Source organism: Pseudomonas sp. MH9.2 (assembly GCF_034353875.1).
Lineage (GTDB): Bacteria > Pseudomonadota > Gammaproteobacteria > Pseudomonadales > Pseudomonadaceae > Aquipseudomonas.
In genome coordinates this window covers 5,251,482-5,273,941 of the sequence record NZ_CP133784.1, presented here as the reverse complement: position 1 = coordinate 5,273,941, position 22,460 = coordinate 5,251,482, and the positions used below count along the sequence as shown (strand labels likewise).

26 protein-coding genes, 1 tRNA gene and 1 pseudogene are annotated in these 22,460 nt (G+C 54.1%); 8 read left to right on the top strand and 20 right to left on the bottom strand.

Translation table 11 applies throughout. The annotated features are described in order from the left end of the window. Positions 1 to 161 precede the first annotated feature (161 nt). A complete protein-coding gene (locus RHM55_RS24365; protein ID WP_322178695.1) occupies positions 162 to 317 on the bottom strand; it encodes a hypothetical protein in 156 nt (51 codons plus the stop codon). Positions 318 to 390: 73 nt separating this feature from the next. On the opposite strand from RHM55_RS24365, the gene RHM55_RS24360 reads away from it, so the two are divergent. The 3 genes and pseudogenes from RHM55_RS24360 to RHM55_RS24350 form a co-directional block, all read left to right on the top strand. Beyond that, entirely contained in the window at positions 391 to 1,530 is a 1,140-nt protein-coding gene (locus tag RHM55_RS24360; RefSeq protein ID WP_322178694.1) for a glutathione-independent formaldehyde dehydrogenase, read from the top strand. A gap of 133 nt (positions 1,531 to 1,663) precedes the next feature. Next, complete coding sequence (locus RHM55_RS24355) at positions 1,664 to 2,761, top strand: alpha/beta hydrolase (RefSeq protein ID WP_322178693.1); 1,098 nt, start codon at positions 1,664 to 1,666, stop codon at positions 2,759 to 2,761. 140 nt (positions 2,762 to 2,901) lie between these two features. Then, positions 2,902 to 3,431, top strand: a pseudogene (locus RHM55_RS24350) (transposase); the annotation flags it as partial. A 400-nt stretch (positions 3,432 to 3,831) separates the two neighbouring features. Here the strand turns inward: RHM55_RS24350 and RHM55_RS26095 are convergent. The 4 genes from RHM55_RS26095 to RHM55_RS24335 all read right to left on the bottom strand — a co-directional run bounded on the left by RHM55_RS26095 (position 3,832) and on the right by RHM55_RS24335 (position 7,327). Further along, complete coding sequence (locus tag RHM55_RS26095) at positions 3,832 to 4,239, bottom strand: YagK/YfjJ domain-containing protein (RefSeq protein WP_416151994.1); 408 nt, start codon at positions 4,237 to 4,239, stop codon at positions 3,832 to 3,834. Between the two features lie 105 nt (positions 4,240 to 4,344). Then, positions 4,345 to 5,310, bottom strand: a complete 966-nt coding sequence (locus RHM55_RS24345) for a YagK/YfjJ domain-containing protein (RefSeq protein ID WP_322178692.1) — start codon at positions 5,308 to 5,310, stop codon at positions 4,345 to 4,347. Between the two features lie 378 nt (positions 5,311 to 5,688). Further along, positions 5,689 to 5,889 carry an AlpA family transcriptional regulator gene (locus RHM55_RS24340; protein ID WP_322178691.1) on the bottom strand — a complete coding sequence of 67 codons (201 nt, stop codon included), beginning with the start codon at positions 5,887 to 5,889 and terminating at the stop codon, positions 5,689 to 5,691. A gap of 55 nt (positions 5,890 to 5,944) precedes the next feature. After that, the gene (locus tag RHM55_RS24335; protein ID WP_322178690.1) at positions 5,945 to 7,327 is read right to left on the bottom strand and encodes a hypothetical protein; all 1,383 of its coding nucleotides are present in this window, start codon (positions 7,325 to 7,327) and stop codon (positions 5,945 to 5,947) included. 144 nt (positions 7,328 to 7,471) lie between these two features. Between RHM55_RS24335 and RHM55_RS24330 the strand changes: the two genes are divergently transcribed. Beyond that, positions 7,472 to 8,551 carry a hypothetical protein gene (locus RHM55_RS24330; protein ID WP_322178689.1) on the top strand — a complete coding sequence of 360 codons (1,080 nt, stop codon included), beginning with the start codon at positions 7,472 to 7,474 and terminating at the stop codon, positions 8,549 to 8,551. Positions 8,552 to 9,145: 594 nt separating this feature from the next. Here the strand turns inward: RHM55_RS24330 and RHM55_RS24325 are convergent. The 9 genes from RHM55_RS24325 to thrS all read right to left on the bottom strand — a co-directional run bounded on the left by RHM55_RS24325 (position 9,146) and on the right by thrS (position 16,605). After that, positions 9,146 to 9,222 (bottom strand) — tRNA-Pro (locus RHM55_RS24325). Between the two features lie 90 nt (positions 9,223 to 9,312). Beyond that, positions 9,313 to 9,669, bottom strand: a complete 357-nt coding sequence (locus tag RHM55_RS24320) for a MerR family transcriptional regulator (RefSeq protein ID WP_219061984.1) — start codon at positions 9,667 to 9,669, stop codon at positions 9,313 to 9,315. Next, positions 9,650 to 9,952, bottom strand: coding sequence for an integration host factor subunit alpha (gene ihfA, locus RHM55_RS24315; RefSeq protein WP_002553164.1), 303 nt, complete (start codon positions 9,950 to 9,952; stop codon positions 9,650 to 9,652). The genes RHM55_RS24320 and ihfA overlap by 20 nt, the downstream gene beginning before the upstream one ends. A 3-nt stretch (positions 9,953 to 9,955) precedes the next feature. Beyond that, positions 9,956 to 12,334, bottom strand: coding sequence for a phenylalanine--tRNA ligase subunit beta (gene pheT / locus RHM55_RS24310; protein WP_322178688.1), 2,379 nt, complete (start codon positions 12,332 to 12,334; stop codon positions 9,956 to 9,958). A 36-nt stretch (positions 12,335 to 12,370) separates the two neighbouring features. Beyond that, positions 12,371 to 13,387 carry a phenylalanine--tRNA ligase subunit alpha gene (gene pheS / locus RHM55_RS24305; RefSeq protein ID WP_322178687.1) on the bottom strand — a complete coding sequence of 339 codons (1,017 nt, stop codon included), beginning with the start codon at positions 13,385 to 13,387 and terminating at the stop codon, positions 12,371 to 12,373. 105 nt (positions 13,388 to 13,492) lie between these two features. Further along, a complete protein-coding gene (rplT, locus tag RHM55_RS24300) occupies positions 13,493 to 13,849 on the bottom strand; it encodes a 50S ribosomal protein L20 (protein WP_047275143.1) in 357 nt (118 codons plus the stop codon). Positions 13,850 to 13,877: 28 nt separating this feature from the next. Beyond that, positions 13,878 to 14,072, bottom strand: a complete 195-nt coding sequence (rpmI, locus tag RHM55_RS24295) for a 50S ribosomal protein L35 (protein ID WP_003442181.1) — start codon at positions 14,070 to 14,072, stop codon at positions 13,878 to 13,880. A 59-nt stretch (positions 14,073 to 14,131) separates the two neighbouring features. After that, positions 14,132 to 14,683 carry a translation initiation factor IF-3 gene (infC, locus tag RHM55_RS24290; protein ID WP_172668659.1) on the bottom strand — a complete coding sequence of 184 codons (552 nt, stop codon included), beginning with the start codon at positions 14,681 to 14,683 and terminating at the stop codon, positions 14,132 to 14,134. Next, entirely contained in the window at positions 14,683 to 16,605 is a 1,923-nt protein-coding gene (gene thrS / locus RHM55_RS24285; protein WP_322178686.1) for a threonine--tRNA ligase, read from the bottom strand. The genes infC and thrS overlap by 1 nt, the downstream gene beginning before the upstream one ends. Before the next feature lie 365 nt (positions 16,606 to 16,970). On the opposite strand from thrS, the gene RHM55_RS24280 reads away from it, so the two are divergent. The 3 genes from RHM55_RS24280 to RHM55_RS24270 are packed head-to-tail and all read left to right on the top strand — an operon-like array spanning position 16,971 to position 17,765. Continuing rightward, positions 16,971 to 17,270: a hypothetical protein gene (locus RHM55_RS24280; RefSeq protein ID WP_322178685.1), complete on the top strand. Its 300-nt coding sequence runs from the start codon at positions 16,971 to 16,973 to the stop codon at positions 17,268 to 17,270. Continuing rightward, positions 17,245 to 17,580 carry a hypothetical protein gene (locus tag RHM55_RS24275; protein WP_322178684.1) on the top strand — a complete coding sequence of 112 codons (336 nt, stop codon included), beginning with the start codon at positions 17,245 to 17,247 and terminating at the stop codon, positions 17,578 to 17,580. The genes RHM55_RS24280 and RHM55_RS24275 overlap by 26 nt, the downstream gene beginning before the upstream one ends. Continuing rightward, entirely contained in the window at positions 17,553 to 17,765 is a 213-nt protein-coding gene (locus tag RHM55_RS24270) for a cold-shock protein (protein WP_322178683.1), read from the top strand. The genes RHM55_RS24275 and RHM55_RS24270 overlap by 28 nt, the downstream gene beginning before the upstream one ends. 70 nt (positions 17,766 to 17,835) lie before the next feature. Here the strand turns inward: RHM55_RS24270 and RHM55_RS24265 are convergent, their stop codons facing one another. Then, on the bottom strand, positions 17,836 to 18,153 hold the full coding sequence (locus tag RHM55_RS24265) for an I78 family peptidase inhibitor (protein ID WP_322178682.1): 318 nt from the start codon (positions 18,151 to 18,153) through the stop codon (positions 17,836 to 17,838). A gap of 177 nt (positions 18,154 to 18,330) precedes the next feature. Continuing rightward, positions 18,331 to 18,636, bottom strand: coding sequence for a hypothetical protein (locus RHM55_RS24260; protein WP_322178681.1), 306 nt, complete (start codon positions 18,634 to 18,636; stop codon positions 18,331 to 18,333). A gap of 168 nt (positions 18,637 to 18,804) precedes the next feature. On the opposite strand from RHM55_RS24260, the gene RHM55_RS24255 reads away from it, so the two are divergent. Next, positions 18,805 to 19,011, top strand: a complete 207-nt coding sequence (locus RHM55_RS24255; RefSeq protein WP_322178680.1) for a hypothetical protein — start codon at positions 18,805 to 18,807, stop codon at positions 19,009 to 19,011. A 25-nt stretch (positions 19,012 to 19,036) separates the two neighbouring features. Here the strand turns inward: RHM55_RS24255 and RHM55_RS24250 are convergent, their stop codons facing one another. The 4 genes from RHM55_RS24250 to RHM55_RS24235 are packed head-to-tail and all read right to left on the bottom strand — an operon-like array spanning position 19,037 to position 22,459. After that, positions 19,037 to 20,041 carry a nucleoside hydrolase gene (locus RHM55_RS24250; protein WP_322183099.1) on the bottom strand — a complete coding sequence of 335 codons (1,005 nt, stop codon included), beginning with the start codon at positions 20,039 to 20,041 and terminating at the stop codon, positions 19,037 to 19,039. A 50-nt stretch (positions 20,042 to 20,091) separates the two neighbouring features. Continuing rightward, positions 20,092 to 20,496: a D-ribose pyranase gene (gene rbsD / locus RHM55_RS24245; protein WP_322178679.1), complete on the bottom strand. Its 405-nt coding sequence runs from the start codon at positions 20,494 to 20,496 to the stop codon at positions 20,092 to 20,094. Continuing rightward, on the bottom strand, positions 20,493 to 21,413 hold the full coding sequence (gene rbsK, locus RHM55_RS24240; protein WP_322178678.1) for a ribokinase: 921 nt from the start codon (positions 21,411 to 21,413) through the stop codon (positions 20,493 to 20,495). The genes rbsD and rbsK overlap by 4 nt, the downstream gene beginning before the upstream one ends. Before the next feature lie 23 nt (positions 21,414 to 21,436). After that, positions 21,437 to 22,459: a LacI family DNA-binding transcriptional regulator gene (locus RHM55_RS24235; protein ID WP_322178677.1), complete on the bottom strand. Its 1,023-nt coding sequence runs from the start codon at positions 22,457 to 22,459 to the stop codon at positions 21,437 to 21,439. Between the last annotated feature and the right edge of the window lies 1 nt (position 22,460).

The window sequence follows — 22,460 nt, the reverse complement described above, 5'->3', positions numbered from 1 at the left end:
CGAATCCAACTACGTCAGCTCAAAAAGCTAGAGTTGCTCATGACCCCCTTGGATGGCGCGATTCAAATTCTCAGCCAAGAACCAATTGATCAGGAAGCCGGCAGCTAAATCTTCGAGTATCTGTCTCCCCAAGGTTGCCGAGGTAGCGCAGATGCATGCAGTCATCCCTTAGCCATTGGCATTGCCATCAAGGACGACTGCTGATCCATCATCTTCATCATCCCTCCCATGCCCGCGGAGGCCAAAAACTCATCCTTTTCGACGCTAAGCATTTCAATTAACCGCTCGTCAGCCATTCGGCTCAACTGACTGAACATATGTTGCTTTTCCCTGACAGATAAGTGGTGAGCAGACGAAATATTCCTTTCGTTTTGCTAATGGGAGAACAACATGAAAGCAATCGTTTACAACGGCCCGCGTGACGTGAGCGTGCAAAATGTCCCGGATGCCAAAATCGAAAAACCTACTGATGCCTTGGTTCGAGTCACTGCCACCAACATCTGTGGTTCAGATCTGCACATGTACGAGGGTCGGACTTCGTTTGAGACTGGGCGCGTATTTGGACACGAGAATCTCGGTGAGGTGATTGAGGTCGGGGCCGGTGTTGATCGGGTAAAGGTGGGGGATCGCGTTTGTCTGCCGTTCAATATTGGCTGCGGGTTCTGCGAAAACTGCGAGAAGGGCCTGACGGGGTTTTGTCTGACCGCCAATCCTGGTAATGCGGGCGCTGCTTATGGATTCGCAGAAATGGGGCCATATCAAGGAGGGCAGGCTGAATTGCTTCGCGTACCCTACGCCGACTTCAACTGCCTGGTGCTGCCCGAAGACGCGCAAGAGCGTGAAGATGACTACGTGATGCTGTCTGACATCTTTCCTACCGGTTGGCATGCGACTGAATTAGCCGGCCTATTACCCGGTGAGAGCATCGCGATTTACGGTGCCGGCCCGGTCGGATTGATGGCTGCCCACTCCGCCATGATCAAAGGTGCCTCCCAAGTATTCGTGGTCGACAATCATCCAGATCGTCTGAAGCTGGCGGCTCAAATGGGTGCCACACCGATAAACTCCCTGGAGAAAGAAGCGGTGGATCAGATACTCAATCTGACTCATGGCAAAGGCACTGATCGTGGTTGCGAATGTGTGGGTTATCAGTGCTGCGACCGCCATGGGCATGAAGCCAATCACCTGACGATGAACAACCTCGTTGCCTCGACAAAGGCTACCGGTGGAATAGGAGTCGTCGGCGTATTCATACCGAAAGACCCTGGTGCAAAAAACGAACTCGCAAAGGAAGGCAAGATGGCCTTCGACTTCGGTGCATTCTGGTTCAAGGGGCAGCAAATTCGCACGGGCCAGGCCAACGTCAAAGTCTACAACCGCAGGTTGGCACAACTCATTCACCACGGGCGAGCTAACCCCGCGCAGATCATTTCTCACCGCTTGAAGCTCGCTGAAGGGCCAGACGCCTATAAGCACTTCGATGCGCGTGACAATGGCTGGACAAAGGTTGTGCTCAAACCGGCTGATTGAGTGGATGAACCTGATGCCTTCGCTTGCTCCGAAAATACCGAGTAGGTCATAAACCGTGATAGCTAAGCACCGAAAAGGCCCGCCCGTGGCGCAGTGCGCGATTAAGGCGGGCTGTCGGTGTGAGGAAAAAATAATGATTACAAAACATCGCAAACTGGTCATCGTACTTTCAGCAATCGGAGTCGTTACCTTCTTGAGCGGATGTGTTCGAGACCCTGACAAACCTTCAGTTTCTCAGCTTGCTGTCAGCGGTACCAAAAGCATGCTGCGCACTGATTCGGACATGCACAAAGTGCTGAATAAATTTGCCAGCTTCGATGGCAAAGCAGTTGAGAAGATCACACCAGCCGAAGCTCGCCAGCAACCGACCATGGCCGACGCCGTTAAAGGGGTACTGGCTGACCAGAAACGCGACAGCACGCCCACGACACTTGTGCCAGGCGTCACCACTCGCGAGATCCAAGTGCCGGGCGCTGCAGGCTCGATGCCCGCGACTGTGTATACACCAGACGGCACAGGGCCGTTTCCGGTAGTGTTGTACTTCCACGGAGGCGGGTGGGTTTTCGCCGACCGCAAAGTTTATGACGGCGGCGCACGAGGTCTAGCGAAGCAGGCTAACGCTGTCGTTGTTTCCGTGGACTATCGACTCGCCCCGGAGAACAAATTCCCCGCCGCACATGAAGATGCCCTAGCTGCTTACCGTTGGCTGACAACCAAAGCGTCTTCGGTGAATGGTGATCCGAAGCGTCTTGCGCTTGCTGGCGAGAGCGCAGGTGGGAACCTTGCCGTTGCGACGGCGGTAGCGGCTCATAAGGCGGGGTTGACTGCTCCGAAGCATGTGCTGTCGGTTTATCCAGTAGCCCAGTCAAATACCGACACTGAGTCGTATTTGAAATACGCCGATGCGATTCCCCTCAACCGTCCAATGATGCTGTGGTTCATTTCGCAAGTCATTACCAGCCAAGCTGATGCCAAAGATCCGCGCATCGATCTTGTGCATGCCAATCTACAAGGTCTGCCTCCGGTCACATTGATCAACGCCGAGATTGACCCGTTACGTGACGACGGTGCTCAGCTGGAACAGGCGCTGCGAAGCGCAGGAGTGAGCGTTGAACGCAGGCTCTATCCAGGAGTAACCCACGAGTTCTTTGGTACTGCAGCTGTGGTGCAAAAAGCCCAGGAAGCTCAGATCTATGCCGGCGAGCGTTTGAAGGTTGACTTGGAGAAGTAGTGCGTTAAAAAACTTCATTGATCGGCGCAAAGTCCACCTGACATAGGCAGCTTTGCGTTCGAGCAATTCAAATTAGAAAAGTGCTTTCGCCTCTGCGGATTTTCCTGAAAAGTCATATCGGGGGCGGAAAGAGATTCACCGTGGCGTACTATTCATCCGAACGAAGAGCCGCATTGCTCAAGATGTTGCCACCTCCGCTTAACCTGTCGATAGCCAAGGTTTCCCGGCGCGAAGGGGTGAGCGAAATGTCTTTGTACAACTGGCGCAAGCAGGTCAGTTCAGAAGGAAACGTAGTGCCCGAAAACAAGCAATTGGCCCAGAACTGGTCAGCCGAAAAGAAGTTTGCTGTTGTCCTTGAGGCCGCCGGTTTGTCCGAGATCGACCTGGGAGAGTATTGCCGACGCCAAGGCCTTTACCCGGAGCAAATCCTCGTCTGGCGGCAAGCGTTTATCAGCGGCCAGAAGTCTGAACAGGACCAGCAAAAAGACGACCGCGAACAAGCACGTAAAGACAAGAAATGCATCCAGGAACTTGAGCGTGAACTGCGCAGCAAAGACAAGGCGCTGGCCGAAGCCGCCGCGCTGTTGGTGCTGCGAAAAAAGCTCAATGCCTACTGGGGGTTCGACAACGAGGACAACTGACGCCCTTGCCAGACCGGCACTTGCTTGTGCACACACATGACAGGTAGCCCACTGAACGTGTGGCCGTAATGTATGCGCGAGAGTGCGGAAGGAGGGGTGGCGCTGGAGTCAGTGAATTGTTTCATAACGGATCAACCTGCTGGATTGGGTCATATCTATCTCAATAGGCTTTTTTTAACTGATCTACCTGGGGCTGGCACTGATCAGGGTCATAGCCTTGATTGTCAGCAAGGCTATGTGACTGCCCCATATAGACTTTTCGGTCTATATGGGAGCGTACTGATAGCGTCGATCAAATGCCCTCTGGCTTCATTTGAGGGCCAACGAGCACGCTCAAATCCGACTGACGCCACAGCCATGACTGCCATCCCCAAAGACTTTAGTAGCTGCTTTGCAGAGATAGCTGCTGCAGGTTAGCCGGGAGGGGGGCTATCCCCTACTGCAACCAAACACATGGCATCGATTGCCGTACACCTTGGTCGCGGCCTTGCAGAGGTAGCTCACGCGAAGGAAGTACCGATCCATCTCCTCTGGATCATCCTGAGAGAGGTGGTGCCCAGCGTTATCGGGGATATGCACCAAGCCATAGGCATCGTCGACAGGAATTCTCAACGCACTGGCCCAGGCAGCATTTAGGCGGCTGTATGTATTCTGCTGTGCCGAGTGAAAGCGTCCCACGGTGTGGTACGCATCCCAGTTGAGCAGTAAGACGAAGTGATAATGCAGTCGACCCTCTTGCCCAATCTCCCTGACCCAGCACCAGCGCACCTCTGTCTGATGAGCAGTATCGTTCAGGCGCACGGAGCGCCCCCGTGCTGATTGAATTCTGTGGGTCAAGGAGTCGACGTATTTGGAGATGACTGATTACGCTGCCTTATTCAGATAGCAGATAACCGCTTGGGCAAATCAGAGCCAGCACGATGGTGCTGATCCGTAGACTTTTCAAACCGTTGCTCTGTGAATACGACCAGTGCGGTAGGCTCTCGCCCCAACAGGCTTCATGCGCAGATATTGGTTGTCCTTGGTCAGGTAACTCACGGCATTGATGACCTTTCGACATGCCTCGCTGTCAGCTCGCTTGATCACCCCGATTCCGAGCTCGTCACCATATCTGTCCTTGTCATCGTTGCAGCTGAAGAAGTAACCCAGGCCACAAGTGATCTGCTCCCACAACTCGCCAATCTTTCTCGCTTTAGCAAAATCGCTGCGTACCCCAGCACCGTTGAAGAAGAAGGCTGCATGGATATGAAAGCCTTTATCCTCTCCGTGCTCAACTGAGCAGATATAGCCTGTCTCATGCTCGAAGATGGGATTACGCTCCCGCGCACGAATGAGCTTATCCAAGTCATTGAACACATGCTCAATGCGCAAGCGTGGCCAAGCCATCGCTCGATAATGCAGATCAACACGGACGACCACCGTGCGTGAGTAACGATCAAGCACCTGGCTGACGTACTCGCTGAGCGTGGCTTGCTTGCGACTAGCCTCGTAGCGGCGGTCATCCGCCTTGCGCTTGTACCTCTTGCTGCTGATTAGCTGACGAATCCGAGCAACCAGTACGTTCATGGCATGATAGAAATCCAGATAGGCCGTCCCTTGCACATTCAGGCAGGTCACTCCAGCAGGACTACGCTCCAAGCCAATGTCCTGACAGGCTTCCCAGAAGGCTTGCAGGTGCTCGCTATAGCCGTAGGGGTGACGATCATCGAAGAGATCGAACATCTGCTGCATGGAGTCGACGTATTTGGAAATCCTGGTCCGTTGTACACGTTCGTATCCAGATTGAGTTTGGATGATCTCGAAAGCCGGCTTGTCAGTACGCTCAATGGACTGAACGAGTCGTTCGATCCTGATCGAGGCTTGAGACTGGGAGAAGCTGGCGAAAACGGTAGTGTTGAATGAGTACATGATTGAGTACCTGGTTGGTTGGATGCACACCAGATACTTAGTGAGTGTGTTTTAACTGCTGAGACGTTCTCTGCTTGAGACTATTGAAAGGGGGTAGCTTATTGGATATGGCTATAGTTGACTGTAGATATGCCTATGCCTATATCAATAAAACCAGCTTTGTCAAGGGAGGTACTGCCCGGAGAAGCCGGGCAATGGAAAGCGATAGAGCCCTGCCTATCGAGACTTTTTGCTATGAGTCGACCGAGGGTGTTGTCTGAGATGCCACCATGGCAGCCGGCTGATGTGGCATATAGGCCATGACCGGGGAAGCCCCAGTCATGGCCTATTGAGACTGCCGGGAGCGCGCATCCAAAGCTCACTCCGGATGCCTGCGAATCACGCAGCGCTTCCCTCGTGAGCATCACGCGCCTCGATTCGGGCCATGACCCAGCCCATCACTTCGCTTTCAACCCACGCTACAGCTCTCTCACCCAATGACACTGACTTCGGAAAGCCCCCTTCTTCGATGTACTTGTAGATCGTGGACCGACCTAGGCCGGTGGCGTGCTTGACGTCTTTCAGGCGAATTAACCTCATGAACTGGCTCCTCTGTATTCCGTTCAGAGGATTCGGGTGGCCTGTAAGAAAATACCTACGGGTTCTTCACTTTGCTGCCTGGCCGGGTCAGCAAGCCAAATCGGTATCGATCCTCAAGGGGAATATCGGACTCGCAGGGAAAGAACTGCGGCTCCACCCTATTGTCAGCATTCGGCTCAATGACTACGCCGCCACGCCAGCCATCTGACGAGCGGGGCAAGGCAAGCAATGTGAGAAGAAAATAACCAGACCTCAAAAGTCTAGGGATGATGACGAAATCCATTGCCCCAAACGGAACCCCTGATACTTGGTCAAATAGCTCAGTAATCCAGATCGCCAAGCTATAAGCACCATGATAGAGCTCATCGACTAAAATGCCGCACCGGTCTCTGCCGAATACTTTCAGACAATCATCACCAGAGTCTGAGAGCCGAGCCGGAGGCCGAAAGTCATTACGAATCCGCGCCTGTAGCTCTTGATCATCAATCCACTGACTAGAAGGGCAGTTAACAAGCACAGACCAATATTTGGAGAGCAGATGAGCGGCGTACTTCTCCAACATGACCTGTAAAAAATGAAAGAACGAGGGTTGCTGGTCCTTACAGAGGCTAAGAACCTCTCCGTATGGATAATTCTGATGTGTCGTGGGATTTTGACGAGTATTCCTACGGATCGTATCCGCATGCTGCGCTCTAGTGGGAAAATCAAGTCTCGTCGTGCAAACCAAAACTGAAGTGGCATTGTCCCCGCCTGATAGCTCTGGATGGTTCAGATTGAGGAAGTAGATGCTTTTCATTTTTTCGAAAAGAACCGAGCTGGTTGCACCGGGCACATAGGTTCTTATCAGGCCCAGGTCAATCAGGCACAGCACTCTATTCTTCAATCGTTCTTTACTGAGCCCCGTGATCTTGCATAGAGCTGAAAAGCCCAGGCCACTGACCACCCCTAGACGGTCAGCGCGACACAACAGCACGCTCAGCAACAGGCTATTCACGATACTCAACCGGCCGGGCTGTCTTTTCCTCCGTGCGTCGGCCGCCAGATCCACACCCTCATTATGCTCCTCGGCTTTTTCGCTTGCTTGGGCAGCCTTCCTATTTTCGTGCTTCAGCAGCCTGCTGACAGCTTCCTCATGGTCCGTGGCTGGCTGCGCGGATGCTTTATTGAGTTTGTTGTGAAAGTCATCCGTGAGTTGGTAGCTCCTTTTTGGTCGCCCCTTACCCGCAGGAGTGGATAAAAAGGTCATCACGCCGCGCTTATCCAACTCTTTTAGCGACGCAGTCACATGGCGATCAGAGAGCCCAAACTGCTTCGCCAAAGCCTTCACACCAAGCTCCACCGGCTCTTCTCTTCCGAAGTGCTGAATGAAGCGCACCAGGAAATATTTATCCTCTGGCTCAAGCCCTTTCACTTCATAAAACAATGCAGATAGAAACACGCCAATCCTCCATAGGCCCAGGACAGAATATGGCTATTTTATCGCAATAAATACAGCCTGTTTTCAATACTTAGTCATGATGCTGAAACGTGACGATAAACGTGATGAAGTAACGTGATGAATAAGGAGCTATAGTTTCACAAAATGACGCTAAAAATTTGGGGAGGGGGTTTGGGTATGAGTCGGAGGTCGCTTGGACTTACATGGCTTGATAGCAATGATCACAAGCAGCAGAAATGGGCTCACAAATATCTGCAAGGGAAAGACGAAATAGACCAGCAACATCGCTCCTCAACGATCGATCAGCTCCTTCGGATCGGCGAGAGACTGGAGGATTCAAAAGAGGGCATATTGATCATTGGCCAGATGAGAGGCGCATGGCGGCAGGTAAAATGCAGCGCTTCAGATAAAGACCGAAAGACCTATGCCTTCAAGCTCAAAATCGATGTAAAAAAAGATCTGGTATGGCTCGCCAAGAAGAACAAGATCACTGCAGCCGACATGCTCAGCAGGTTGATCTCTATGGAGCAGGATGCTCATGTAAGGTTTGAGGAGAAGCTCAACGAGGTAAAAAAGACGCACAAAGAACTGCTGAGCCGCTCCAGAAACGTCACTGCCCACTACAGACAGATCAACGGGACTCTAAAGGAGTTGCTGCACGTCAGTGTGGCGCAACTGTGTCAATCTGAGATTCTGCTGGAAGATGCCTCAATCTCGACAGAGAGCATCACCGAGGATCAGCAGCGCAGGATAGAAGAGCTACGCAAGCAAACAATGGCCGAAGTTGGCGCAGATATAACAGGTGAGATTAGGCTTCGACGCTCAGGGCTCCTTGATCGCCCCATAAAAGGAAGCAATGCCAACCGCCAAGTAGCGAAAGAGGCAGAGCCCAAAACCACGCGCAGCACACTAAAGCACCAGGCGGACTTGACTGGCCAGAAGCCAGCCACCCGTCAACAGACCCCAGAAGCAAAGCCAAAGCCCAGCTCGACGCTCGTAAGCGATAGCGCCAGCCCAATAATCAAACATCCTGCCAGTGAAAATCTAGAGGCGCAGCCTAATAAGAATGTCTCATCTCACATCAAGACAGGCGGAGCACTCCAGGGCGCCCAGATAGCCACACAAAACCCACCCGGCAGCTTTAGGGTCTATGTAACTACAGGGGCAGATGGAGTCATGAACTTATTTATAAAGAAGCATCCCGCCAGGGCGAGGGCTGATTAGAGTCAGGCTGAACGCCTCCTTGGGCAGGCCGCCCAACTGCTCCTCCTGGGGCCGCTCGTGAAAGCCACGGTGTATCCCTGGAGAGTCTGTTTTGAGCTGGCAGGAAGGGCCAACCTTGCATCGGCACTGACCCCTATTCGGTATCGATGGCGATTCAATACAGTGATTGCGACATGACGACGATAGCGTACTGACTGAGCGCAGCCGTAACGCCTCAGGGTGCTAGAGCGGGCATGTCATCATCCACCATTATGATTTTCTAGACCTAGCGCTCACACTGCTGCATCCATGCCCCTTAAAAGGCCGTAGAGTAAAATCACGCAAAAAGAGAGCGGGGGAACATATGGGGGAACAGAAACAACAGAAAGCAAAAAGGCCCCATAAAATGGGGCCTTTAGGTACAAATATGGCGGAGGCGATGGCCCGCTACTGGAGGACTCAATCTCAGCATAGTGAAATACCCCCACTTAAATGATGGGGGAACGCCAGAGAGTCAGCAAATCTCAATTCACTACCAATTCACTACCAAAAAGCAAAAATCGCAAAAATGAAAAAGCCCAATCTTTTCAGACTGGGCTAAGTCATTGAATTATATGGTCGGGACGGAGTGATTCGAACACTCGACCCCTAGCACCCCATGCTAGTGCGCTACCGGACTGCGCTACGCCCCGACTAGGCGTGAATCTATTATCGCAACCTGCGAAAAACGATTAGAAATATACCCTAACCGTTTGAATTATGGAAGTATCGGGACAACCGATTCACTTGCGCAATACCACCAATACATCTTCCAGCTCTGAAATCATCTGGTGGATCATTTGCTTGTATTGCGTGGTGTCGTCCTTTGCCTCATCACTGGACATGCGCAAACGCGCACCGCCGATGGTGAAGCCCTGCTCATAGAGCAAAGCGCGGATCTGTCGGATCATCAGCACATCCTGTCGCTGATAATACCGGCGGTTTCCGCGTCGCTTGACCGGATTGAGTTGAGGAAACTCCTGCTCCCAATAACGCAGAACGTGCGGTTTTACCGCGCAGAGCTCACTGACTTCACCGATGGTGAAGTAGCGTTTGCCTGGAATGGGCGGTAGCTCGTCGTTATGACTTGGTTCCAGCATAAGCCTCAACTCGGGCCTTCAACTTCTGCCCTGGACGAAAGGTGACCACACGGCGAGCCGTAATCGGGATTTCTTCTCCCGTCTTTGGATTTCTACCAGGCCGCTGGCGTTTATCGCGCAGATCGAAATTGCCAAAACCGGACAATTTGACCTGCTCGTTATCTTCCAGAGCGTGCCTGATTTCCTCAAAGAAAAGCTCTACCAGTTCCTTGGCTTCTCGTTTGTTCAGGCCTAGCTCTTCATACAGACGTTCGGCCATCTCAGCTTTCGTCAGAGCCCCCATACGCTACTTCCTTAACGTGGCGTTTAACCTTTCCTCGAGCGAGGTGAGGATTTTATGCGTCGTCGCATTTACCTCATCGTCATTAAGAGTGCGCGATGGATGCTGCCAGGTCAAGCCAACTGCTAGGCTTTTTCTATGCGGATCAATGCCTTTACCCTGATACACGTCAAATAGCCTGAGGTCCGTGAGCCATTCGCCTGCGTTTTCACGAATAACATCCAGCACCGCCGCTGCCGGAACATCACGATCAGCTACTAAAGCAAGGTCCCGACGAACTTCCGGGAAGCGCGAAAGCTCCTGGAATTTCGGCAAACGACCTTGAGCCACTTCCGCCAGCACCAGCTCAAAAACGAAAACCGGACGGTCCAGACCCAAGGTTTTCACCAATTCTGGATGGAGCGCACCCACATACCCAACTTCCCGACCATCACGCTCAATGCGAGCGGTCTGGCCTGGGTGCAGCGCGGGATGATGCCCCGGCGTGAAGCTGAACGCTTCCAGCGCACCGGCGAAACCGAGCACTGCTTCGACGTCGGCTTTGACATCAAAGAAATCAATCGCATCATGGCCTTGTGCCCAACCTTCAGGCAGTCGGCTGCCACAAATGACACCAGCAAGCATTGGCTCTTGCTTCAAACCTTCCAATTGACCGACAAACCGCAGACCGCTTTCAAACATGCGCACACGATCTTGCTGGCGATTGAGGTTGTACTGCAGGGCCTTGACCAGACCTGGCCACAAAGAAGAACGCATGGCGGCCATGTCGACCGAAATCGGGTTGGCCAAGAGCAGAGGCTCTACGCCCGGATTGAACAGCGCGAACCATTTTGGATCAATAAAGCTGTAGGTGATCGCTTCCTGATAACCACGGGCAACCAACAAGCGACGAAGCGCAGGCAGATCACCCTGCGCTTCCGCCTTGGCTTGAGGCGCCAGGCGTGCCTGCGGGTAACGAACCGGCAGGCGGTTGTAGCCATACAGCCGCGCCAGCTCTTCGATCAAGTCGACTTCCAGACTGATATCGAAGCGATGGCTTGGTACTTCTACCCGCCATTGCCCAGCTGATTCAGAGGAAACCTTCAGATCAAGACCGGTGAGCAGGCGCTCGACCTCAGCCGAATCCATTTCCATGCCCAGCATCTGGCTGATCCGTTCAGCGCGAAGAATGACCGGAGCAACCGAAGGCAGATACTGTTCGCTGACAGCTTCTACGATCGGACCCGCTTCGCCGCCAGTTATTTCCAGCAACAAGCCTGTCGCCCGCTCCATGGCTTCGCGTGCAAGCTGCCAGTCCACACCGCGCTCGTAACGGTGAGAAGCATCCGTGTGCAAGCCATAAGAGCGCGCTTTGCCAGCGACCATAATGGTGTCGAAGAACGCGCTCTCCAGAAAAATATCGTGAGTCTTGGCGCTGACGCCACTGTGTTCGCCCCCCATAACGCCGGCAATGGCCAAAGCGCGCTGATGGTCCGCGATCACCAGGGTGTCGGCACGCAGGCTGACTTCCTGACCGTCGAGCAGAACAAGCTTCTCGCCATCTTCTGCCATGCGGACGCGTATGCCGCCGTTGATTTCAGCCAGGTCGAATGCGTGCAGCGGCTGACCCAGTTCGAGCATCACATAGTTAGTGATATCGACTGCGGCATCAATGCTGCGCACATCGGAACGACGCAGACGCTCCACCATCCACAGCGGCGTCGGACGGGACAGATCCACGTTGCGCACCACGCGGCCCAGATAACGTGGGCAAGCAGCAGGCGCCAGCACCTCGATAGGACGCACTTCGTCGTGCACAACCGGCACTACAGCCACCTGAGGACGTTTGACTTCAGTGGCGTACAACGCGCCCACTTCCCGTGCCAGACCGGCTACCGACAGACAATCGCCGCGATTAGGCGTCAGATCGACTTCAATGCTCGCATCGTCCAACTCAAGGTAAACACGAATATCCTGACCCACTGGCGCATCGGCAGGCAGCTCCATCAAGCCATCGTTGCCCTCGCCCACTTGCAGCTCGGCTGCGGAGCACAGCATGCCGTTCGACTCAACGCCACGCAGCTTGGCTTTCTTGATCTTGAAATCGCCGGGCAGTTGAGCCCCAATCATGGCAAACGGAATTTTCAAACCAGGACGCACGTTGGGCGCGCCACACACGACCTGAAAGGTCTCTGCGCCATTGCTTACTTGGCACACACGCAGCTTGTCGGCGTCTGGATGCTGTTCGGTGCTCAGCACCTCGCCTACCACCACGCCAGTGAATTCACCGGCGGCCAGCGTAACGCTGTCAACCTCAAGACCGGCCATAGACAGACGAGCGACCAGCTCGTCGCGGGAAACTGGCGGGCTTACCCAGCCACGCAGCCATTGTTCACTGAATTTCATCCTGCTCTCCAAATAGATTCGTTACGGGCGTGCGACCTAGCGAAATTGCGCGAGGAACCGCAAGTCGTTGTCGAAGAACAGACGCAAATCATTGACGCCGTAACGCAGCATGGCCAAACGTTCAACACCCATACCGAAAGCGAATCCCTGGAATTCTTCAGGATCTATGCCGGACATACGCAGTACGTTCGGATGGACCATCCCGCAACCCAGGACTTCCAGCCAGCCAGTTTGCTTGCACACACGGCAGCCTTTGCCGCTGCACATGACGCACTGGATATCGACCTCAGCCGATGGCTCGGTGAACGGGAAAAAGGACGGACGGAAACGCACCGCCAGTTCTTTTTCGAAGAACACTCGCAAGAACTCTTCGATCGTGCCCTTGAGATCAGCGAAGTTGATATCGCGATCAATCAGCAAGCCTTCGACCTGATGGAACATCGGCGAATGGGTGATATCCGAATCACAGCGATAAACCCGGCCCGGGCAAACGATGCGAATAGGCGGTTGTTGCGTTTCCATGGTCCGCACTTGCACCGGAGAGGTGTGGGTGCGCAGCAGCATGCTCGCATTGAAATAGAAGGTGTCATGCATCGCCCGCGCCGGATGGTGGCCAGGGATGTTGAGCGCTTCGAAATTGTGGTGATCGTCTTCGACCTCGGGGCCTTCGGCGATGCCGTAGCCAATATGAGTGAAGAATTGCTCGATCCGCTCCAGCGTTCGGGTAATCGGATGCAGCCCACCCGAGGTCTGACCACGTCCCGGCAGGGTCACGTCAATGCACTCCGCCGCGAGCCTGGCGGTCAGTTCCGCCTGCTCCAACGACGCTTTACGCGCATTGAGAACCTCTGTGACACGCTCCTTGGCGAGATTGATGAGTGCGCCGACTTGCGGACGCTCTTCAGCAGGCAAATTACCCAGGGTCTTCATCACCTGAGTCAACTCACCCTTTTTACCAAGGAAGTGAACCCGGATTTGCTCCAGGGCATTGATATCTTCAGCGTGTTGCACGGCCTCAAGTGCTTGAGAGACCAGCGCATCCAGGTTTTCCATTTACAGACTCCAGATACGAAATAGGGGAAGAGCTTAAAAGGCTCTTCCCCTATTTATGACGTTTAACACCGAACCCGGAAACCGGGCCCGGTGATTGTCGGGGACTTAGGCCAAAGTGGCTTTAGCTTTCTCGACAATCGCAGCAAACGCCGCTTTTTCGTTCACTGCCAGATCAGCCAGAACCTTACGGTCGATCTCAATGGACGCTTTTTTCAGACCGGCGATGAAACGGCTGTAGGACAGACCGTTAATACGAGCACCAGCGTTGATACGAGCGATCCACAAAGCGCGGAACTGACGTTTTTTCTGACGACGGTCACGGTAGGCGTACTGGCCTGCCTTGATTACCGCTTGCTTGGCTACACGGAATACGCGTGAACGCGCGCCGTAGTAACCTTTAGCCAGTTTCAGAATTTTTTTGTGACGTTTACGGGCGACTACGCCACGCTTTACACGAGCCATGATCTATTTCCTCTATTCTTGACCAAAATTAGCAAAGGCGCAGCATGCGCTTCACTTTTGCCACGTCAGACGGATGCAGCAAGCTGCTACCGCGCAATTGACGCTTACGCTTGGTGGACATTTTGGTCAGAATGTGGCTTTTGAAAGCATGCTTGTGCTTGATGCCATTAGCGGTTTTCAAGAACCGCTTAGCTGCACCACTCTTCGTTTTCATCTTTGGCATGTTCGGTACTCCGCATTCAGTTGATAAACATAACCGCAAGGCCTGCCGTGCCCTGGTGGTTACTTCTTCTTTTTCGGGGCGATGACCATGATCAGTTGGCGTCCTTCCATCTTAGGATGCTGTTCGACCGAACCGTATTCAAGCAAGTCACCTTCAACCCGCTTCAACAGTTCCATCCCCAGCTCCTGGTGGGCCATCTCACGACCACGGAATCTTAACGATACCTTGGCCCTGTCCCCATCACTCAGGAAACGTACCAGGTTGCGCAGTTTTACCTGGTAATCCCCTTCCTCCGTCCCTGGACGAAACTTGATTTCTTTAACCTGAATCTGCTTCTGGTTTTTCTTCGCAGCGGCAACCTGTTTCTTCTTCTCGAAGATCGATTTGCCGTAGTCCATCAGCTTACAAACAGGGGGTACTGCATCGGCGGAAATTTCCACCAAATCCAGTTTGGCCTCTTCAGCCTTAAGAAGCGCGTCTTCAATTGACACAATCCCAAGCTGCTCACCCTCAGCCCCAATTAACCGAACCTCGCGTGCCGAGATATTCTCGTTGATCGGGGCCTTCGGTGCAGCTCGTTTATCTTGTCTCATTTCACGCTTAATAATAATTACTCCGAATCATGGCGACCACGCCGGGAAACCGCTTGAGCGAGAAATTCAGCGAATTGTGCGACCGGCATCGAGCCTAGGTCAGCACCTTCACGTGTCCGCACAGCGACAGTTTGCATTTCGACTTCCCGATCTCCAATCACCAAGAGATAAGGAACCTTGAGCAAAGTATGCTCGCGGATTTTAAAGCCGATCTTTTCATTTCTCAAGTCAGACTTGGCACGAAACCCGCTTTGAGCGAGAGTTTTTTCCACTTCAAGGGCAAAATCTGCCTGTTTATCAGTGATATTGAGGATCACTGCTTGAGTGGGTGCCAACCAGGCCGGGAAAGCGCCTTCGTAATGCTCGATCAAAATACCGATGAAACGCTCGAAGGAACCGAGTATCGCACGGTGCAACATGACCGGGTGCTTGCGACTGTTATCTTCCGAGACATACTCGGCGCCCAAACGGATCGGCAAGTTGAAATCGAGTTGCAATGTACCGCATTGCCATACCCGACCCAGACAATCTTTTAGCGAAAATTCAATCTTGGGGCCATAAAAGGCACCCTCGCCCGGCTGCAGATCATACGGCAAACCAGCGCTGTCGAGTGCGGCCGCCAATGCGCTTTCGGCGCGATCCCACAACTCGTCGGAACCTACGCGCTTCTCGGGACGCGTGGACAGCTTGAGCTCGATGTCCTTGAAGCCAAAGTCAGCGTACACGTCCAGCGTCAATTTGATGAACGCGGCGGATTCTGCCTGCATCTGCTCTTCAGTACAGAAGATGTGAGCATCATCCTGAGTGAAAGCACGCACACGCATGATACCGTGCAATGCACCTGATGGCTCATTGCGGTGGCAAGCACCGAACTCCGCCAGACGCATCGGCAACTCGCGATAGCTTTTCAAGCCCTGATTGAACACCTGTACGTGGCACGGGCAGTTCATCGGTTTGATGGCGTAGTCGCGGTTCTCGGACTCGGTGGTGAACATGTTGTCGGCATAGTTAGCCCAGTGACCGGACTTTTCCCACAGGGAACGATCGACCACTTGTGGAGTTTTGATCTCCAGATAACCGTTCTCGTGCTGAACCTTGCGCATGTATTGCTCAAGAACCTGGTACAGGGTCCAGCCGTTCGGATGCCAGAATACCATACCCGGCGCTTCTTCCTGGGTGTGGAACAACCCCAAACGCTTGCCAAGCTTGCGATGATCGCGCTTTTCAGCTTCTTCGATCCGCTGGACATAGGCAGCCAATTGCTTCTTGTCTGCCCAGGCCGTGCCATAGATTCGCTGCAACTGCTCGTTCTTGGCATCACCGCGCCAGTAGGCGCCAGACAGCTTGGTCAGCTTGAACGATTTCAGGAAGCGCGTATTCGGCACGTGCGGACCACGGCACATGTCGACGTATTCTTCGTGATAGTACAGACCCATGGTCTGTTGATCGGGCATGTCTTCGATGAGACGCAGCTTGTAGTCTTCATCGCGAGCAGTGAACACTTCGATCACTTCGGCGCGCGGAGTGACTTTCTTGATGACGTCGTAATCTTTTTCGATCAGCTGCTGCATACGCTGCTCAATCGCCGACAAATCGTCGAGCGTGAACGGACGCTCATAAGCGATATCGTAATAAAAGCCTTCGTCGATTACCGGACCGATGACCATTTTGGCCGTCGGGAACAACTGCTTGACTGCATGACCGACCAAGTGAGCGCAAGAGTGGCGAATGATCTCAAGCCCCTCTTGATCCTTGGGCGTGATGATCTGCAGGCTGACGTCGCCGTCGATTAGATCGCTGGCATCGACCAGCTGGCCATTGACCTTGCCAGCCACGGTGGCTTTAGCCAGGCCAGCGCCAATGGATAGCGCGACTTCGGCTACGGAAACCGGATGATCGAATGAACGCTGACTGCCGTCGGGAAGAGTAATGGTGGGCATGGCGCCTCCTCTCCTAGTGGTGACCCCTACCAAAGGTCACGTGGGTTGGGATGAGCCAGTACAAGATCCGGTGGTATGCCTGCCTCACAGTGGCAGGAGCCCTAGGGCCAACCGTTTAACCGAACCAGAGTGACTGGAGTGAAAATAAAATAGCTACAGGTGCGACCTGTCGAGAAACCCTTGAGACGTCGCGGATGTTCAGGCGCCGCATGCTATCACACATGTTTGACAACAGCACTTCAACTTGAGCCCAATCGGTTGCCGCGAACAAATGAAATGATCCGGTGAACTTGAGGCGACCAACACCCCTCAAATAATGAGTGGATGTTGTGACACAGCCCCCTCATTACAAGGAGCATTCAACCATGCGTCTTTATCGCTTACTCACTCTCGCCGCCCCTATCGCCATGTTGTTGCCCCTGAGCGCCCAAGCCGCCTGGCCCCCTGGCGCGCGCGATCAGTACATGAACGAGTGCATCGCCACCGCCACTCAAAGTGTCGATAAGGCCACCGCCCAGACGCATTGCACCTGCGGCGCGAACGTCATCGAAAAAAAATTCAGTACGGCAGAGACGAAGGAGTTAAACAGCCAGACTGCCGAAGGCGGGGCGTTACGTGCGAGATTGCTAAAAGAAATCGATGCGTCCTGCACAGCCAAAAAATAAACGTGACAGCTTGGCAAAACTGGAAATCCCCGGCCAATTTCAGCCATTTCCCGACAGTCCAAACAGCAAAAATGGATTTTTTTTACGGGTGACTGAAATTGGCCGCAAGCAAGATAAATCAAGGCCTCCGGGCGCATTAGCCAATGAGCGGAGCGTATTGCTTTCGCAAACTGTTTTGCGAAAGACTTCTACATCCAAACATTTCGACTATGATAGCCCGGTGTGCCCAGTTGGCCTGAGCAGCACAGCACTACTGAAAAATTATGTTCTTGGAGATACACCATGTCTAATCGCCAAAACGGCACCGTAAAATGGTTCAACGATGAAAAAGGCTTCGGCTTTATCACTCCTGCAAACGGCGGTGACGACCTGTTCGTACACTTCAAAGCTATCGAAAGCGACGGTTTCAAAAGCCTGAAAGAAGGCCAAGCCGTTTCCTTCGTACCTGAAAAAGGCCAGAAGGGCATGCAAGCTGCTCAGGTTCGCGCGGAGTAATTTCCCCGGACTAAAAAAACCCCGTCCATGTGACGGGGTTTTTTATGGGCAAGACAAAGGTCTCGTGCATTCAGCCGCAGTTGACTCGAGTGATGATCGAGCGGTCATCTGCGTTCAGATTCAAGCGATCCGACCTGTATTCCAGCGTGACCATGTCACTGGGCTTAAGCACGCGGGCATTCTGCGCACCCGACTTGACGCGAGCCTGCTCCAGCAGTTCCGCGGAGGCCTTCTGACCAATGGCAAATTCTGCTGCAGCTGCATTGCATCGGCCAGCCCCTGCTTCAGCCGCCGAAACCACAGGCTCTTTGGGCTCGGACATACTGCTGCACCCAGACAGCACGAGCGCAGCGATAACGGAACCCAATGATGCGAACTTCCAAGGCATATGCGACCTCCTCACTAAATAAATATTAACCAGAACATGTGCGACAACGGTTGCGATGCGTTTGTTGCAACGGTTACCCGCGACCCCGCTCCGACAGTGGATCAGTGGATCAGTGGATCAGTGGAAGTCTGCCCCAGTCGACAAACAGGCGCGCAGCCAAATCATGTCAAAACGTTTTCAGTACACGTCTACATAATCAAAACGTGGGTTAGCCCAGTTGTCCTTGAGTGCATTGAATATCTGCATGACCCAGACGCTATCACTGGCCGCCACCGGACCAACGCACCCGGAGCCTGCCGACCAGGTCTCCAAACGAAACAGCAGCCCGTCAATGGCTACGCCACCCACATGGGTAGATGAAATCCAGGCAATACCCGCCTTGCTCACACGCAGCTGGTTGTGGACATCATCGTTGGCTGCAGCAATAAGCTGGCGCACAGCATCAAGGGTAAAGCTAACGGAGTTGTTCAGATCAATTTGCACGTCGGCGTCCTCGGAAATTTGTCGACAAGTTTGGCATGAGCGTCGGCCCATGCCTAAGTCGCAGTGCCAAATGATGTCGGAAATGGTTTACTTGCCCGCCGCTGCGCAACAGCTCACCGATGGGTGCCACACGCGCAATGGCTTTTTTTCGGACAATACGGGACACAAATGGCAATCGTATCAATCGACGCTGACATCAAGGCCAAATGGCCCCAAGGGCAATGTTCTTACAGTCCGGGCAGCCCGGAAGAACTGGCAATCATAGCGATAGACTTGCTGTTCAAAGCATTGGGCACCGCAGCCGCCCAGGCATTCGTCAGCCAGGTCTTCGAAAAATACCCGCACGACCATTCCGCTGCCGATAGCAGCGAGTGAGGACTTGCGGCGACCTGAGCGGGACTTACTTCAAGCGACTCAGACGCGCGGTCAGCAGGTTGAAGAACCCTTGGGCGTCGCCATTTTTGACCCAGAACACGTTCTTATCTTGCTTGAGCGTGTCGTACCAATCGGCAAGCGTCTGACCGAAGGTGATGCCTTCGCGACTATCGATGGCCACATTGATCTGCTTCCCGGTAAACAACTCCGGTTGTAGCAAGTAAGCGATTACACTGGCGTCATGTACCGGCCCACCGGGCAAACCGTAATGCGCCATGTCCGCTTTGACATACTCATTGAGAATGCCGCAGACCAGCATGCCCGCCTGATTATTCAAACCCGCGATCTGCTTGAGCCTTTGTTCGCTGGTGAGGATTTTATGGGTCACGTCCAGCGGGATGTAGGTCAGTTTTACGTCGCTGGCAAGTACGATTTGTGCGGCATGAGGGTCGGCATAGATATTGAACTCGGCCACCGGACTCATGTTGCCGCCATTGAAATGCGCGCCCCCCATGACCACTATTTCTTTGATACCTTGCGTGATTTCCGGCGCCTGCATCAGAGCCAACGCCATGTTGGTCTGCGGTCCAAGCATTGCGAGGGTGATGCTGTGCGGGGCTGCCTTGCTCAAGGTTTCGATCAGGTAATCCACCGCATTGCCCTTGGCCATGCCCACCTTCGGCTCATGCACAGCAACACCCGGCAACCCCTCCTTACCGTGCATGTTCTCGGCATAAATCGGTGTCCGCACCAGCGGTTTTGACGCCCCGGCGTATACCGGCACCTCTTCGCGCCCAGCCCATTCACGCGCAAGCCGGGCATTGCGCGAGGTTTTATCAAGACGCACATTGCCCGCCACAGTTGTGATTGCCAGTACGTTCAGCTCATCAGGCGATGCAAGGGCCAGCAGCAGCGCTACCACATCGTCGGCCCCAGGATCGGTGTCAATAATCAGGTCATGCCTTTCGACAATTTGAACGACAGCGGCACTTAGTAAAGACACGAATATCACGCTCCGAAGCTGGTGCAGGTATTGGCATCGCCGCGCACAGGAAACTTCCGGTTCCGAAAGTGATGCACTTAGAACGTTACCCCAGCGACCAAAGCAATGTTGGTGTAGGGCTTACATTCGCCCGTCCGCACGATGGCCCGGGCCTTGCAACTCAGGTTCTTCAGTTCGTCATGGCTGACAAGGCACTGCTGGCCCAGCTCGCCCTGCAAACTCAAACCTTCAATGACCACCAATGCCGGTGGCTGTTTGAGCAGCATTTCCTCAGCCAGTACATGTCTCTCGACCTGCATTTCCGTAAGCACCACGCGCAACACGCTGACAAAGTCCGGGGTTCCTTGTGTGAGTGCAAGATCAATAAGCTCGACACCCGGCGGCACCGGCATTCCGGCGTCGACGATCATGACAATGTCGCCATGGCCGAGGGAAGCAATCAACCGCGACAGGGCGATGTTTAGCAAAGGTTTTTTTTTCATGGCTGATGGAAGCCCTGTACGTCATTAAGAGTAGGAATAGAGGGCTGAGCACCGGCACGAGTAACCGATAGCGCGCCTGCAATCTGACCAAACCGAATCGCTTCCACCTCGCTTTTTCCTTGCGCCAATGCCGCGGCAAACCCGCCCACAAAGGTATCGCCAGCGGCGGTGGTATCCGCCGCTTGAACCCTGGGCGCAGGAAAATGCTCGATGCGCTGACCGTCGGCGAAGAGTGAGCCTTGGGCGCCCAGCGTAATGATGACTTTTGTGGCGCCAGCTGCCAGAAGCCGGGTCGCGGCAGCTTCCGCCGATGCCAGCGAATCAACCGGTAAACCGCTCAACGCAGCCGCCTCGCTTTCGTTGGGAATCAGATAATCGATCAGCGAATACCAGTCAGCAGGCAACGGCGCGTTGGCTGGCGCAGGGTTAAGGATGACAATTTTGCCCAACTCGCGGCCGCGCTTGAGGGCATAGGCCACCGTATCCATCGGCACTTCAAGCTGACAGATGATCACATCGGCTTCAGCCAGCTTCGCATCAAATGCTGCAACGATATCCGGCGAAAGCCGACCATTGCCCCCGGCCACGATGACAATGGCGTTCTGACTGCTGGCATCTACCACGATCAGCGCAACACCACTTGAAACATCGGTCACCGTGGTTACGGCCTGACAATCGATGCGCTCGACCAACAGGCCTGCACGCAGTTGCTCGCCATAGGCGTCATCGCCAACGCAACCTATCATGGCGACACTCGCCCCCAGGCGCGCAGCGGCTACGGCTTGATTGGCGCCCTTGCCTCCCGACACAATCGCGAACGAGTCACCCGCTAATGTTTCCCCAGCACGAGGCAGACGCTCGGCACGGGTGACCAGGTCCATATTCAAGCTGCCCACTACCACTACTTTTGCTTGCATGCGTCAGCACTCTTTAATCTGTTTCAGCGAAAGGCGTTGAAGATATTGGCTGGGGGTGCCGTGGACTCGCGAAGGACAATGTCGGGCTTCACGATCCGATGCTCGACAGCCGTGGCAGCGGGCGCAGCGATACGCCGCAACAATATCTCGGCGGCCATTTCACCCAATTTCAGGATCGACTGCCCAACAGTGGTCAGCGCTGGATACACGTAGCGACTCATCTGAATATCGTCGAACCCAATAACCGACAAATCACAGGGGACGCGAATGTTGCGCTCGGCGGCAGCGCGCAAAACGCCGATGCCAATCATGTCGTTACCCGCAAATATCGCGGTCGGCGAGTTTTGCGTCAGGAGTCCCACTGCAGCCTGATAACCAGCGGGACTGGTGAAGTCGCTTTCCACCACCCACTCGTTCGGTACAGGCACCTGAGCTTCATGCATGGCGCGACGGTAACCCGCCAGGCGCATCTGGGCGACGCTCGTTTCCGCTGGCCCACAAATGCAGGCAATATGCCGATGACCGAGCTCAAGCAAGTGGCAGGTCGCCAGGTACGCGCCCAGCTCATGATCGATGCGCACCAGATCGGCAACAATGCCTTCCAGATCTCGGTCGACAATAACCATCGGCGTACGCACGGCGGCTAATCCAGCCGCCAATCCTGGATCGCCACCCACCGACGAGACAATCAAACCATCGACACGTTTTTCCAGGAGCACGCGCAGGTAACTGCGTTGTTTTTCCGGGTTGTCATCGGAGTTGCACAAGATCACGCAAAACCCGTTGCGCTCGCAGTAGTCCTCAATCCCCCGCGCCAACTCGGCAAAGTACGGGTTGATACCGTTAGGAATCAGCAGGCCGATGGTCGACGTCGCCCTGGCTTTAAGGGATCGAGCCACGGCACTCGGCACATAGTCGAGTTGAATGATCGCCGCCTCGACCTTCCGGCGGACGTCGTCGCTGACCGGGCGCGACTTGTTCAGCACATGGGACACCGTCGTGTAGGAAATTCCTGCCAGCGCGGCTACATCTTTGATCGTGGACATA